The sequence below is a fragment of the Armatimonadota bacterium genome (assembly GCA_016223145.1).
Lineage (GTDB): Bacteria > Armatimonadota > Fimbriimonadia > Fimbriimonadales > Fimbriimonadaceae > Nitrosymbiomonas.
The window spans coordinates 63,734-77,307 of record JACRPN010000005.1 but is presented as its reverse complement, the minus strand read 5'-3'; the positions used below and the strand labels follow the sequence as shown (position 1 = coordinate 77,307).

At 61.0% G+C, this 13,574-nt stretch carries 14 protein-coding genes; 10 read left to right on the top strand and 4 right to left on the bottom strand.

The genetic code is table 11. The features are described 5' to 3' along the window. The first annotated feature begins 39 nt into the window (after window positions 1-39). From HZC36_02695 to HZC36_02680, 4 genes are all read left to right on the top strand, one after another. A complete protein-coding gene (locus HZC36_02695) occupies window positions 40-528 on the top strand; it encodes a BON domain-containing protein (GenBank protein MBI5705879.1) in 489 nt (162 codons plus the stop codon). 250 nt (window positions 529-778) lie between these two features. Further along, entirely contained in the window at window positions 779-2,473 is a 1,695-nt protein-coding gene (locus HZC36_02690) for an AMP-binding protein (protein ID MBI5705878.1), read from the top strand. 66 nt (window positions 2,474-2,539) lie between these two features. Beyond that, window positions 2,540-2,761: a DUF433 domain-containing protein gene (locus tag HZC36_02685; GenBank protein MBI5705877.1), complete on the top strand. Its 222-nt coding sequence runs from the start codon at window positions 2,540-2,542 to the stop codon at window positions 2,759-2,761. A 2-nt stretch (window positions 2,762-2,763) separates the two neighbouring features. Continuing rightward, window positions 2,764-3,129, top strand: a complete 366-nt coding sequence (locus HZC36_02680) for a DUF5615 family PIN-like protein (GenBank protein ID MBI5705876.1) — start codon at window positions 2,764-2,766, stop codon at window positions 3,127-3,129. A gap of 34 nt (window positions 3,130-3,163) precedes the next feature. On the opposite strand, the gene HZC36_02675 is transcribed toward HZC36_02680, so the two are convergent. The 3 genes from HZC36_02675 to HZC36_02665 all read right to left on the bottom strand — a co-directional run bounded on the left by HZC36_02675 (window position 3,164) and on the right by HZC36_02665 (window position 5,893). Next, entirely contained in the window at window positions 3,164-3,571 is a 408-nt protein-coding gene (locus tag HZC36_02675) for an ankyrin repeat domain-containing protein (protein MBI5705875.1), read from the bottom strand. A 268-nt stretch (window positions 3,572-3,839) separates the two neighbouring features. Continuing rightward, on the bottom strand, window positions 3,840-4,877 hold the full coding sequence (locus HZC36_02670) for an alpha-ketoacid dehydrogenase subunit beta (protein MBI5705874.1): 1,038 nt from the start codon (window positions 4,875-4,877) through the stop codon (window positions 3,840-3,842). Then, complete coding sequence (locus tag HZC36_02665; GenBank protein MBI5705873.1) at window positions 4,877-5,893, bottom strand: pyruvate dehydrogenase (acetyl-transferring) E1 component subunit alpha; 1,017 nt, start codon at window positions 5,891-5,893, stop codon at window positions 4,877-4,879. The genes HZC36_02670 and HZC36_02665 overlap by 1 nt, the downstream gene beginning before the upstream one ends. A gap of 282 nt (window positions 5,894-6,175) precedes the next feature. On the opposite strand from HZC36_02665, the gene HZC36_02660 reads away from it, so the two are divergent. The 4 genes from HZC36_02660 (at window position 6,176) to HZC36_02645 (ending at window position 10,525) form a co-directional block, all read left to right on the top strand. Beyond that, window positions 6,176-6,625: a hypothetical protein gene (locus HZC36_02660; protein ID MBI5705872.1), complete on the top strand. Its 450-nt coding sequence runs from the start codon at window positions 6,176-6,178 to the stop codon at window positions 6,623-6,625. Between the two features lie 53 nt (window positions 6,626-6,678). Continuing rightward, window positions 6,679-7,953 (top strand): AGE family epimerase/isomerase, encoded by a 1,275-nt coding sequence (locus HZC36_02655; protein MBI5705871.1) that lies wholly within the window; start codon window positions 6,679-6,681, stop codon window positions 7,951-7,953. A gap of 162 nt (window positions 7,954-8,115) precedes the next feature. Continuing rightward, window positions 8,116-9,186 (top strand): fatty acid desaturase, encoded by a 1,071-nt coding sequence (locus HZC36_02650; GenBank protein MBI5705870.1) that lies wholly within the window; start codon window positions 8,116-8,118, stop codon window positions 9,184-9,186. A gap of 28 nt (window positions 9,187-9,214) precedes the next feature. Next, on the top strand, window positions 9,215-10,525 hold the full coding sequence (locus tag HZC36_02645; GenBank protein ID MBI5705869.1) for a hypothetical protein: 1,311 nt from the start codon (window positions 9,215-9,217) through the stop codon (window positions 10,523-10,525). A gap of 251 nt (window positions 10,526-10,776) precedes the next feature. On the opposite strand, the gene HZC36_02640 is transcribed toward HZC36_02645, so the two are convergent. Next, the gene (locus HZC36_02640; GenBank protein MBI5705868.1) at window positions 10,777-11,553 is read right to left on the bottom strand and encodes a hypothetical protein; all 777 of its coding nucleotides are present in this window, start codon (window positions 11,551-11,553) and stop codon (window positions 10,777-10,779) included. A gap of 131 nt (window positions 11,554-11,684) precedes the next feature. Between HZC36_02640 and HZC36_02635 the strand changes: the two genes are divergently transcribed. Both HZC36_02635 and HZC36_02630 read left to right on the top strand, forming a co-directional pair. Continuing rightward, window positions 11,685-11,981 (top strand): hypothetical protein, encoded by a 297-nt coding sequence (locus HZC36_02635; GenBank protein ID MBI5705867.1) that lies wholly within the window; start codon window positions 11,685-11,687, stop codon window positions 11,979-11,981. Beyond that, on the top strand, window positions 11,978-13,492 hold the full coding sequence (locus HZC36_02630; GenBank protein MBI5705866.1) for an amidase: 1,515 nt from the start codon (window positions 11,978-11,980) through the stop codon (window positions 13,490-13,492). The genes HZC36_02635 and HZC36_02630 overlap by 4 nt, the downstream gene beginning before the upstream one ends. Window positions 13,493-13,574 lie beyond the last annotated feature (82 nt).

Below are 13,574 nucleotides of genomic sequence, written 5' to 3'. Positions count from 1 at the left end.
CGGCGCATCTGATGGGCGACTTCAACCGTATCCAGGAATATGATCCGCTCGGCTGCTCTCTTGTTGATCGTCCTGCTCCCGCTTGGCTGCTCGATGAGCGATGACGAGGTCCGCCAAAAGACCGGCGATGCCGCCGTCGCCGCCAAACGCGCCGCCGAGCAGGCCGGCGACAAGCTGAAAGTAGGTGCGACGATCGTCGGCGAGAAGGCCAAAGAGGGCGCAGCAGCGATGAGCGAAATGGGAAAGCGCGCCTACGACGAAGCCGCCGCCAAGGGCCGCCAGGCCATGGAAGAGGCCGGTGGCACGCTGAGCGACGCCGCCCTTAAGGCCAAAATGGCCGCCGGGTTCAAATTGGTTGCGGGGCTTAATGCCAGCGGTGTTGCCGTCGATGTTCGGGAGGGCAAGGTCTTCTTGAGCGGCACGGTTCCCACCTTGCTCGACAAGATGAAAGCCGAAGGCGTCGCCTACGGGGTGACCGGGGACAGCTCGAAGTTCGAAAGCAAGATCGAGGTGAAGGGTAAGGAGTAGCGGGCCGCGATTGAGCGGCGCCAGGCCGCCGCATCCCAATGGATGCCCCCCTCACCGCCTTTCACCCATTCTCCAATCCACCCATCCACCCTTTCCCCGATTCGCCCGCTCGCGCTCCAACCAATTCTCCCTTACCCCCACTCACCGATTCATCCCTAGCCCCCCCACTTCCCTCGGAGTCCAGGTACCTTGAAACCGGGTGCTTCACCCCCCTGGGGCCGCAAATAGGTCCCTGCTGTCTGGGACGGCAATGCAGAAATTGACCCAAAGCTACGTGCACGGAGCTTCAACCGTGCCCCTCATCGGCGACACCATCGGCATCCATTTCGACCAAGCGGCCGCCCGCTGGCCGGACCGCGAAGCGCTTGTCATACGCCACCAAGGCATCCGATGGACCTACGTTGAACTACAAAAGCAGGTCGACGCCTTCGCGGCAGGCTTGCTCGCCCTAGGGCTCAGGCCCGGCGACCGCCTCGGCATCTGGTCGCTCAACTGCGCCGAATGGGTGGTGACCCAGTTCGCCACAGCAAAGGCCGGGATCATCCTGGTCAACATCAATCCCGCCTATAGGCTCTCGGAGCTCGAGTTCGTCCTGAACACGGTCGAGTGCAAGGCCCTGGTGACCGCACGCAGGTTTAAGACAAGCGACTATCTGGGGATGGTCCGCACCCTTGCCCCAGAGCTTGAAACCAGCGCTCCGGGAGAACTCCGATGCGAGAAACTCCCCAATCTGCAAGTCGTCATCTGCATCGGCGATGACCCGGAAGCAGGTGTCCTGCGATTCCAAGATGTAGCGCCGCTGGCCACCGACGTCCATTGTCAAGCGCTCGCAAGCCTTCAAACCCAGCTTCAATTCGATGACCCCATCAACATCCAATTCACCAGCGGTACCACCGGCACCCCCAAGGGAGCGACCCTCACCCACCACAACATCCTGAACAACGGCTTCTTTGTTGGTGAGGCGATGCGGCTATCGGAACAAGACAAGATCTGCATCCCCGTGCCGCTCTACCACTGCTTTGGGATGGTGCTCGGGAACCTGGCTTGCGTCACCCACGGTTCGACGATGGTCTACCCCTCGGAGGCGTTTGATCCGCTGGCCGTGCTGGAAACCGTTCAGGAGGAGCGCTGCACGGCGCTACACGGCGTTCCGACCATGTTCATCGCCGAGCTCGAACAACCACGCTTCAGCGAGTTCGATCTCTCCTCCCTCAGGACCGGCATCATGGCCGGCGCGCCTTGCCCCATCGAAGTCATGAAGCAAGTCGTGGACCGCATGAACATGCGCCAGGTCACCATCGCCTACGGCATGACCGAGACCAGTCCTGCCAGCTTCCAGAGCGCGGTGGACGATTCCATCGAAAAGCGCGTGTCCACGGTCGGGCGCGTGCATCCGCATATCGAGGTGAAAATCGTGGACCACGAGGGACGTATCGTCCCGCCCGGCGTACCGGGCGAGCTCGTGACCCGTGGCTACAGCGTGATGCTCGGCTATTGGGGCGACCCGGACCGGACCCGCGAGGTCATCGACCGGGCCCACTGGATGCACACCGGCGATCTGGCGACGCTGGATGAAGACGGCTACGGCAACATAGTCGGCCGGATCAAGGACATGGTCATCCGCGGCGGCGAGAACATCTACCCCAGAGAGATCGAGGAGTATCTCTATCGGCACCCGAAAGTCCAGGACGTCCAGGTGTTTGGTGTGCCGGATGAGAAGTATGGCGAAGAGATCTGCGCTTGGATCATCCTGCACCACAGTGAGGAAGCCACTGCCGAGGAGATTCAAGCTTTCTGTAAGGGGCAGATCGCCCACTACAAGATCCCACGGTACATCCGGTTCATGGATTCCTACCCGACGACGGTCACCGGCAAGGTGCAGAAGTATCTCATGCGAAAGGCGATGATCGAGGAACTGAACCTGGCTGTCGCGCAGACGGCGTAGGGGCCGGAGGTCGGCGTCCAGAGAATCCGAAATGGGCCATGGTCGGGTTCGTTGTATACTCCTTCTGTGGGCTTTGCACGAATCACAGTGAATCCTGAGCAGATGGGGGGCGAGCCTTGCATCCGTAACCTCCGCATGCCGGTTGCCACACTGGTCCGTCTGGTTGCCGACGGGTGGACCCGAGAGCAGATCCTTATGGATTGGCCAGACCTTGAAGCCGAAGACATCACCGAAGCCCTTCGTTTCGCGTCGGAAGCAACGCGAACTCGAAGCTACAAAGTCAACTAGCGGTGCGGTTCCTAATCGACAACAACCTGTCTGCGAGATTGGCGCCATGCCTCAAAGAACTTGGCATCGAGGCTTCCCATGTCCGAGCGCTGGGCCTACAGGCGTCGGCAGACAGTGAGGTGGTTCAGGCGGCGCTCGAAAGTGGATCTGTTCTCGTCACCGCCGATAGCGACTTTCCCGAGATGCTCGCCTTGAGTGGCGCGACGGGACCGTCGGTACTCTATCTGACTGGTGACTACCCGACGCAGCCCGAGCCCCTGGCCATTCTGTTGGCAAACCAGGTGGCCCTCATTGAAAAAGAACTCGACGAAGGGGCTGTCGTCGCTCTGAGCAGCCAGAGAATGCGCCTACGCAAGCTGCCGATTTGAATCCTACCGGTGTGAGATGGTCTCCTTGGCTGAGCTACCCGCCACCCTTCAGAAACGGATTCGGTTTGAGGTCGATCTTCTTCACCGACTGCAGATAGGCGACCATTTCGTCGGCCCTTTTGCCGGCAAGCTGAGCGTGGAAATGCAGGTTGAAGCCATGGGGGCCGCGCGCGTCGATAAGCTTCGGCTGAAGGGTCAGGAAAGCTTTTACCGCTTCGAGCTGGCCCTTCATGGTGGCGCAGAAGATGTCCATGCGAGCACCGCGCTCAAGCAGGAAATCGACGATGTCGTGCCTGCCCATGTGAGATGCCCCGCCGAGGGCCGACTCCCAGTCGCCGCTCCCCCAATCCATCATGCCGTTGAGCAATGCGGGCTCACGATCCAGAAGTTTTCGCGTCATGTCCAGATCGGAGTGAGCATAGATCACGAAGTCCTGCAACAAGGACCGGTTGAGCTGAGGAGTCTTCCAAGAGGGTTTGAACCCAGGCTCGGGGTAGTCGCGTACAAAGGCGGCTTCAACGGGTGAAGCTTGTTTGGCCCCTGACTGCTGGCCCAAGAGCTTCGGAGACAGTGCCGCGAGAGATGCGGTGACAAGGACAGAGCGTCGTGAAGGGACAGCAGCCATGTTCCTTGATACGCGAACGGGGAACCGCCCCGTTTCCCAGCGATCTACCTCAACCACCAAATCGTGAGCATCGGACCGCTGTCCGCTACCCCAGCTTCCGGACGGCCTCGACCACATTCCCCTCGTTGGGGATGCACTCGAGCTCCAGAACTCTGGAATAGGGCATGGGGACGTTCAAACCACCCACGCGCGAGACTGGAGCATCCAAATCGTCGAAGCAGTGCTCGCCGATCCTGGCCGCGATCTCGGCGCCAAAGCCGCCGCTCTTCCAGTCCTCATAGACCACCACCGCACGGTGGGTCTTGCGCACGGAGGCAAAGATCCTCTCGGTGTCCAGCGGGAGCAGCGAGCGCACATCCACCACCTCGGCGTCGATGCCGTCGGAGGCCAGAGTTTCGGCAGCCTTGAGGCACGTGTGAACCATTCGGCTGTAGGCCACCAGCGTGATGTCTTTTCCCACTCTCACCACGTTCGCCTTGCCGAACTCGAGGAGGGTGTTCGGATCGTCGCTCACCTCGCCCTTGATGCCGTAGAGGCCGGGGTTTTCGGTGAAGATGACCGGGTTATCGTCGCGGATCGCCGCCTTCAGCATGCCCTTGGCGTCGGCAGGAAAGGCGGGCGCGACGACCTTTAGGCCGGGGACGTGGGCGTACCACCCTTCGATCGAGTGGCTGTGCTGCGCGCTGAGCTGGTTTGCCGCGCCGCCGGGACCGCGCACCACGATCGGGCACGAGATCTCACCGTTGGTCATGTAATGGATCTTCGCTGCGTGGTTGATGATCTGATCGAGCGCGAGGATTGAGAACGACATGGTCATCATCTCGACCACGGGTCGAAGGCCCGCCATCGCCGCTCCGTTGGCCAGGCCAACGATGCCGGGCTCTACGATCGGCGTGTCGATGATTCGCCTGCCGATGCCGTCGTTCAGCTCGGGGTGAAATGGCTCGCGAAGCCAGTCCTTTGGCGTCTGGCAGTACTTCTCATAGAGGCCGTCGGTCACGCGGAACGTGCCCTTGTACTTGCCGATATCCTCGCCCATGACGAAGACGCTCGGATCGCGGTCCATCTCTTCGATCAGGGCTTGGCGCACGGCGTCCCGGTAGGTTAGTGTGGCAGTTGACATTAGTGCCCCACCTCTGGCCCCATATCCGAATACACGTTGTCGTAGACCTCTGCTGGGTCCGGATGCGGCATCGCGTCAGCTTCTGCGTACACGCGCTCGGCGGCGTCGCGCATCTCCTCGTCGATGGCCTCCATTTTCTCTCGGGTCATCAGGTTGTTCTCTTCGAAATGCTTCTCGAGGAGCTTGATGGGGTCGCGTTTCAGCCACTCCTGCTCTTCCTCTTTCGAGCGGTAGAGCCCGCGGTCGTGGTCCGCAGCGCCGTGGCCCTCGAACCGGTAGCAGAGCGCCTCCACCAGGTAGGGGCCGCCCTTTGTGCGAACGTGCTCGACGATCCTCTCGGCGTCCTTCATCACCTGTAGGAGGTCTTGGCTGTCCAGCCTCTCATGAGGAATACCGAATGGGATGCCGCGCTTGGAGAGATCGGGATCGGCGGCGTGGCGCTCCAGCGCCGTGCCCATGGCGTAAAAGTTGTTCTCGATGATGAACACGATGGGCAGCTGCCAAAGCGCCGCCATGTTCAGGGTCTCGAAGAACACACCCGCGTTGGATGCGCCATCTCCCAGATAGCAAAGCGTCACCCGGTCCTCTCCGCGATACTTGGCTGCCAGGGCAAGACCCGCTCCCAATGCGTTGTGCCCACCGACGATGCCCCAGCCGCCGAAGAAGCCGCGTTTGATATCGTAGAGGTGCATCGACCCGCCCTTGCCGGCGCTCGTGCCACCTTTTCGGCCCATGATTTCGGCCATCACGGCGACCGGATCGGTGCCCAGCACGATGGCATGGCCATGGTCGCGATAGGCGGTGATCACGTAGTCGTAGCCTTGGCGGATCACGTTCAGCCAGCCGCAACAAAGGGCTTCCATCCCGCTGTAAACGTGGAGGTACCCGCCGGCCTTGCCTTGCCGAAAGGCCACGAGGGTCTTCTCTTCGAAATGGCGGATGTAGAGCATCTGGCGATACAGATGTTCCAAGTCCGCGGGCGCGTGCATCAGGTTAAACTCAGCTTGTTGGGCCACTTCTTCCCCTTTTCGGCCGACCGGCTCCTCTTGTAGCCGCAGGCTTTAGCCTGCGCTGCTCCGGCACCGTACGCAAACCTCTATGGTGCGCAGGCTGAAGCCTGCGGCTACAAGGCATTGCGTTGGGGTCAGAGTCAGTTTTCGGGCCGGTGCGGGATCAAAGCTACCAACCGGCGCTGCGCCTTTGAAGCACGCGTTTGGATGAGGCATTGTACCACGGCTGGCGCCCAGACCCCGTACCTGTTTTGGCTCAGGAAAAGTCTGGTGTTACACTCAAGATTGGTGACGATCACAACATCTGGGACGCACAAACCCCTTCCGTGGCTTGACCTGCTCGCGATCGTGTTCCTGTTCTGCATTGCCCTCGCTTCGTTCTTGCTCTCTCCCGTCACCATGCAATCCAAATGGCCGCCAGGACACGAGGTCGACGTTCGGTTCTGCATGGAATGGATCATCCTGGCTGGGCTGGCTGTTGGACTTTGGCGCTCGCATGAAAGCGAGGAGCCGGGGACACGCAGGCTGCTCGGCTTCCTCCTGGTGCTGGGCCTCATCTGCTTCGTCTTGCCGATCTCCGGGTCCGCGCATTCCCGCGCGGGAGTGGACTGGCCCGAGGTGGTCATGGGTGCCCTCATTTGCGTCGTCGGAGGGGTCTATGGAAGGCAGAGGATCTTCCTGTTTTCGAGCCTCGGGTTCCTCTTGACCGCCATCGTATACTTCTTTTGGTTGTTATGAGCCCCATTTGGCCCGCCAGGCCTGCTGGTTCTGGTTCACAATGAACCTGACCAATGGCCACAACTGCTTCGCCCGGCTTGGACCCAACCTTGCTCGCCCAGGACATCGAGCGCCACCTTTTCACCCACTTCCTTGATCGCTGGTTTCCCGCCTGCGTCTCCGAAGAGGGAGGCTTTCACCAGAACCTCGCTGAGGACTGGTCCCGGCTCCCAGGCGATGAGCGAGGAGTGGTCTTTCAGGCGAGGATGACCTGGACCGCCGCCCGGGCCTATAGGCATAGGCCCGATCGGACCGAATTCAAAGATTGGGCCCGACACGGTGTTGGGTTCCTGGTTGACAAGCTCTGGGACTCCAGGCATGGCGGATTCTTCTGGTCGACCACACCCGAAGGGTCATCAGGAGATGGCTCAGGCGCGTTCAAACGAACCTATGGCCAGGCGTTCGGCATCTTCGCGCTTGCCCAGGCGGCCATCGCTCTCGATGACGCTGAAGTCGCTGGCTCGGCGATGAGGGCCTTTCGCTGGGTTGAAGAGCATGCTCATGACAGCGTGAACGGGGGATGGAAGGAGATTCTTCAGGCTGACGGCAGCCCTATAGCCACGGGTGATGCAGAGGCCGATGTGGGGGATTTCGGCCCATTGGGGCGCTATGGTCTGAAGCTTCAGAACACCCATTTGCACGTGCTCGAAGCGCTTGCCGAGCTTCAGCGAGCGGCTCCAGACCCGCTTGTGAGGACGCGCCTCAGCGAGGCCGTTCGCATCATGCTCGACCACATGTACGTCGAGCCCGGGTGCTTTCACGGCGTGTTCCATCCAGATTGGCGTCCCGTGCCTGCGGCATGGTCGATCGCCCACGACGTCGAGGCCTGCCATTTGCTTCTCGACGCTGAGACCCTGATCGAGGCGCCGGACCTTCGGGAGAAGGTGGCCAAGATCATCCGGCACTCGCTTGATCGGGGCTACGACTGGGAATACGGAGGGTTCTTTGAGGCTGCCGATGCCACCGGGCCCATATGGGATCGAGGCAAGGGCTGGTGGAACCAATTCGAGTGCCTTCTGGGGCTGGCGGCCACTCTACCTTTCGTCGAAGATCGTTTCAGGTCAAGGAGGGCGATTGCGCAGCTCTGGGACTTTATCGCGAAACGTCAGTTCGACCCGGTTCATGGAGGGGTTTACGCGAAGCTCAGCCAGGCTGGCGAGGTCATTGGCAACAGGGGCAAGGGACACGCCTGGAAGGCTGCCTACCATGAGACCAGGGCAATGATCGAAACGGCTTCCCTCCTGCGAAAAGCGGCTGCCTCCTCCTTACTGAGGGAGAACACCAGTTAATGGTGAGCCTCTGTGTCCAAAAAGCGCGGGAAGGTGCGATAGATGACTCGTTTCAGACGTCCCTATCGTTAGCAATCATTTCGCTAGCGCTGACGTAGTACGAACTCATGGCAGGCTAGGATGCCTGCGTTTCGCCTTAACAAGGAGAGTTGACCCACCACCATGTCCGTCGTCCTCGATGAGCCCACCCGCTCAATTCCCAACTATCGTCAACAGATCCGCAAGGCGCTCCCGGAGGGCTACACCAAGCCGCACGCCGCAAACCTCTGGTGGTTCCCTGTTCATTTCGCCTTCATCGGCGTGTCGCTCTATTTGCTCACGAACAACTTTTCCTGGTGGCTAGCGCCGATTTTGTCGCTCGTCATTGGGCATTCCATGAGCTGTCTCGGATTCGTCGCTCATGAGCTGGCGCACGGAAGCAGCATCCAGAGCCCGTTCTGGCGGGACGCGCTCGCTTGGGTCGCTTTTTCGCCCTTGGCGATCGGCCCTCACCTTTGGAAGCGTTGGCACAATTCCGACCACCACAACAACACGAACGTCGAAGGAATTGACCCTGACCATTTGTTCACGATCGAGGACTACAAGCACAACCCGGTCCTGAAGTTTCTCTATCGCCTTTCGCCGCTGCTGAGAAACATCGTGATCTTTTCGAGCTTCTCCTACCGCATGACGCAGCATTCGACCGGCATGCTGGTGACGTACTTGAGGAGCCCGAAGTCCACGGCTGGCGCAAAAGTCACCATGCTCGTTCAATGGGCGGCTTGCTACGTACTGTGGATTGGCGGAACCTTGGCGCTGGGGACCCAGGTTTTCTGGTGGGGTTACTTTGTTCCGCTACTGATCCTGAATGCCATTGTCATCAGCTACATCGCCACCAACCACTTTTTGAACCCGCTCGCCGACGAGCGCGACGTGCTGGCCACGTCGCTCACAGTGACCTTGCCACGCGGCTTGGAGTGGCTGGACGTCTGGCACTCTCGTTTCGGAGCGCACGTGGCGCATCACCTCTTCCCGCAGGCTTCGTCGAAATACGCGCGGCAGATCGAAAACAAGGCCTCCGAGCTCTTTCCGGACCGCTACCATTCGATGCCCATCACAACGGCGCTCAGGCTGCTCTGGAACACCCCGTGGGTCTACGAGGACAGAGAAACGCTGATCGACCCGCGGCGGCAGGTGCGGTCGAAAACGTTAGGGACTGGTCTGGAAGTGCCGAAGAACCCAAAGAGGAATTAGGCTTCACCCCTGGCGAATCGTCTTCGCAATGATGACTCGGCGAGACGTCTTGCTGGGAAGTTCGGCCCTGGCGTTCAAGATAGCGTCCCTCGGAGAGCAGGACGACACCGCCTACCTCAAGCAACTCGTGCTCGACGTCCTCGAGGCGTCGCGCGTGAAACCCGGGACCAACGGGCCACCGGGGTGGGGCATCACGAACACCGGCGGCTTTCCCTTGGTCACCCCAGGGAAGGGCGGCTATCCGGCATTCTGGGTTCGCGACTTTTCCATGGCCGCCGACTCGGGGCTTGTTCCTTCCGAAGAGATTCGCAACCACCTCTTCCTCATCGCCAAGACCCAGAACGGACCCGAAACTCGCAAGCTCAAGAACGGGCTCGAACTGCCGCCCTGGTCCATTGCGGACCACATCAATTTCGACGGCAAACCCGTGTTCTATCCCGGAACCTATGCCTCTGGAGAAGACCAGGGCGACGGCGCCTTTGGATTTCTGCCGCCGATCGACGACCACTTTGAGTTCATCCACCTTGCCTATCTCCTCTTCAAGCAGACCCGAAGTAAGGGCTTCCTAGGTGAGATGGTCGAAGGCGTCCCTTTGCTGGAGCGCCTGGATCGGGCGTTCCTATCGCCGGGGTTCGATCCCGCCACAGAACTTGCGGCCACCACCCTTGCCCGCCGCGCCGTGGGTTTTGGGTTCTGCGATGCCATCGTTCACGACGGCAAGCTCCTGATGGCTTCACTCCTCAGGCACCGCGCTGCAAGCGAGCTGGAGGAGCTAACCGGAAGGGCCAGGTACCGGGAAACCCAGAGACGCATCGAGTTGAACGTCCCCAGGACGTTCAATGATCCGACTTCCGGGTGGCTCCTGGCTTCGACCGGTACGAGCGGCCAGCCCGACGTCTGGGGCACTCTTCGCGCCCTTGCCGAGCTCCCGCTGGCAGGAGGCGTTCGGTCAAGAGCCGAGCAAGAGGTCCGGAAGGCCGTCAAGGCAGGCACGATCCTCCTGGAGGGCGCGGTGCGGCACGTGCCCATAGACCGCGACTTCTCGGCCTCGTCAGCCTGGGAGAGGGCCTATCCGGCAAAGGGCTCTTATCAAAACGGGGCCTATTGGCACACGCCGGCCGGGTGGCTGCTCCACGTTCTCCATCGACTGGATCCCAAGCTGTCCAGGCAGGTTTTGGCCGACTTCGTGAGCCACTTGAAGGCCAACGACCTCAGGCTAGGCAAACAGGGCCTCGATGCTCCCTGGGAGTGCTTTGGGCCGAATGGAACCGCCAGACAAAACGGCGGCTACCTGGCGTCTGTTGCGCTCCCTTTCGCCGAGATCCGCACATGGCGCTGAACCTGAATCCAAATAGCGTCCCCTTCCGTCTCTACTGCATGCGAAAGTGGATTGGAATTCTGTTGATCGCGCTTGTCGTTGTTGGTGGCTGCTCGAGCAGCGGTGGGACCGATGACGCCGCCGCCAAGAAAGACGCCGCTGCCGGCGAAGCTTCTGCCGACAAGCAGGAATAGGGCGCAACTCGTCGTTTTCAGCCCCTCACGTGCTGCCAAGGCAGTGCGCGGGGGGCTTTGTCCTTTGGAGGTTTCGGCTCAGAGGCCTTGTTTGCGGTGGCCGGGCCAAGTGCAGGGCCAGGTTTTGGCGATCTCAATGAACCCGAGCCGCCGAAGGATCGGCTCGCTTGTGGGCTGGGCGTCGATCAGGAGATAGCGCATTCCCAACCCCCTCGCCAAGAGCGCGCGGGCAGCGACCATCGCCCGATAAGCTCCTTTCCCCCGGAACTCCGGCAATGTGCCTCCGCAGTAAAGGTAGCCAAAATGGCTCCCCTTGCTCAAATACAGGCACCCAATAGCCGCAGGTACGCCCTCGACGAGGGCCAGGAGACCGCGATGTATCGCCGACTTCTTGCCGATTCCTTGTCGCAGGTGTCCGGTGGAATAGGCGAAATCCTTCTTGAAAAGCGTCTCGGCAATGTTGCGGAACGCTGCCAAATCGTCCTCCGTGATGATGGCGCGGATTTCGATGCCGGGTGCGCCAGAGGGCAAGGACTCGACCCTCCCAAGGTCAAAACCCATCGCGGTTTCTTGAGTCCCAATCTGGAAGCCATGCTTGCGGAGCCGTTCCCGCAGGTCTCTTGGGGAATCGGTGCTGTAGACCTTCCACTCCCACCCTTCCTCAAGGCTTTCGGACTCTCGGATCTCGGTTTCGATGAGTTCGTCGGCCCGATCGTCTGGCAGCGCGGTCCACTCAACGCACCGCCACGAACGGTCGAGCGAAGTTCGGCGAGTAAGGTGGGGCAACCGCTCGATTCCCTTTCCGGAACGTTCTTGTTTCCTGCGTTCCAGCTCGAACCGACGCAGCATCAGCATGGGCTCTCTTAGGCTTGGGCTTGGCCCGCCCTCGCAACGACTACTTCCCGGCATCCACTATCTCCATTGCCACGTTTGCCACTCGCGTGTCCGCCAAAGGAATTCTGCGCTGAACGTTGAATACCCCTATCATGGCGGATCACGTCACGCGTCGTTCATTTGCGGCAGGGGTTCTTGCGACAGGTGTGGGGGCCAAACTCAGTCTGGCAAGCGTTCAAGGCGCTGGGACAGACAAGCCGATGGCACCCCACTCGGACCTTCCCCATCTGAACTCCCAGTTGGCAATGACGGTCCCTGAAGACCTGCAAAAGACCGTTGCCACCGGCCTCAAGCACAACGATGACCTCTTTCAGACCCGATGGAAGCACAAGCTGAAAGACGGCAGTGAGCCCACCTCGATCTATCGCGCCCAAGGGGTGAAGCGATGAATCCGGACGTTCCTTTCCGAAGCATCGTCGAGCTTCCCAAGCTCGTCGAAACCACAAGCACGGGCTTCAGCCAGAGCCTGACTTCGATCTATCTGGAGCGGCTGGAGACTCTTGGCGTACGGCACAAGGCCGTGGTTCGGGTGCTTCGGGACCAAGCCATGCGAGACGCCAAGGCTTCGGACGCGCGTCGTGCCGCCGGCAAGAGCCGCGGGCCGCTCGAGGGCATTCCCTTCGGTCTCAAGGACATGTTCGCGACCAAGGGACTTCCCACGACTTGGGGCTCTCCGGCGCACCAGGACCAGGTGTTCGATTTCGACGCCACCGTTCTCAAGCGGCTTCGCGCGGCCGGCGCGATCCTGATCGGCAAGCTCGCGATGATTGAGCTGGCCGGTGGCGGGAACTACAACATGGCAGGCGCTTCGGCGACCGGCCCATGCAGCTCGGCGCACGACACCAAGCGGTGGGCGGGCGGCAGCAGCAGCGGTCCTGGCGCGTGTACGGCTTTGGGGTGCGTCGGCTTTTCGATCGGCAGCGAGACCTGGGGGTCCATTACGTACCCGTCGGCTTTCAACGGAGCGACCGGCCTGCGCCCGACATACGGCCGGGTCAGCCGTCACGGCGCGATGGCGCTCGCGTGGAGCCACGACAAGATCGGGCCCATTTGCCGCAGCGCGCAGGACGCGGAACTCGTGTACCGGGCCATCGCGGGCTACGATCCGAGCGATCCTGCCTCGGCCAATGTCCCCGTCTCCGGATCCTCGGGTCGGAAGCGCACGAAGGGCCGCAAACTTCGCATTGGGATTCTCAAAGAGGACTTCGACGGCAACTTCGCCCCGAATTGCGCCGACGCCTACAAGAAGGCGCTCAGCACGTTCATGCACCTGGGCTACGAGATCGTTTCGGTCGCCTATCCCGCCCTACCCTACGGCACGGCGATGGAGATCATCATCAACGCGGAGGGCGCCAGCGCGCATGAGAATTTTCTTCGAAGCGCACGGATTCACATGCTCCCGGACAAGGATCAGGTCGCTGGGTTCCTCGCCACGCTCGAGGTGCGGGCCGCCGACTATCTTTGGGCGCTACGGTTTCGGGAAGAGGCGCTGAAGGCGAACGAGGTCTGGAAGAAGTGCGACTGTATTTTTACGCCGACCTTCTATCATGCCGCGCCACCGATCGAGGGCAAATTCGGCGACACGTGGAAGTGCATGGGTGGCGATGAGGGACCCGCCAACCTTCTCGGCTGGCCCGCGATCGCCTTCCCGATCGGCATGGACGATTGGGTGGTCCCGCCTCCTAAGGCTGAAAGCGGCGTAGCGCCCCCGCCAGGCGGCAGCGCTCCGGCTCAGTCCAAGATAGACCCTGGGGTTCACGGCGCTGCCTCAAGAGCCCTGGGGTTCAAGCCAGCGCCCGTCGGAGCGCAGATCATCGCACCTGCGTTTCGGGAGGATGTCTGCTTTGAGGTTGCGAAGGCGTTCCAGAAAGCCACCAAGTTCCACCTGGCGAAGCCATAGAATCAATCGATCACCAAACATGTGATAGAATGTCTGCCTGTTAGGTTGGGAGGCATATCGGCATGTACCAAGATGTCGTGCC

Coding starts and splice junctions, on each gene's coding strand:
- HZC36_02695 (MBI5705879.1), top strand. CDS start 40: ATGATCCGCTCGGCTGCTCTCTTGTTGATCGTCCTGCTCCCGCTTGGC.
- HZC36_02690 (MBI5705878.1), top strand. CDS start 779: ATGCAGAAATTGACCCAAAGCTACGTGCACGGAGCTTCAACCGTGCCC.
- HZC36_02670 (MBI5705874.1), bottom strand. CDS start 4,877: ATGTCAACTGCCACACTAACCTACCGGGACGCCGTGCGCCAAGCCCTG.
- HZC36_02655 (MBI5705871.1), top strand. CDS start 6,679: ATGGCCACAACTGCTTCGCCCGGCTTGGACCCAACCTTGCTCGCCCAG.
- HZC36_02650 (MBI5705870.1), top strand. CDS start 8,116: ATGTCCGTCGTCCTCGATGAGCCCACCCGCTCAATTCCCAACTATCGT.
- HZC36_02645 (MBI5705869.1), top strand. CDS start 9,215: ATGATGACTCGGCGAGACGTCTTGCTGGGAAGTTCGGCCCTGGCGTTC.
- HZC36_02640 (MBI5705868.1), bottom strand. CDS start 11,553: ATGCTGATGCTGCGTCGGTTCGAGCTGGAACGCAGGAAACAAGAACGT.
- HZC36_02635 (MBI5705867.1), top strand. CDS start 11,685: ATGGCGGATCACGTCACGCGTCGTTCATTTGCGGCAGGGGTTCTTGCG.
- HZC36_02630 (MBI5705866.1), top strand. CDS start 11,978: ATGAATCCGGACGTTCCTTTCCGAAGCATCGTCGAGCTTCCCAAGCTC.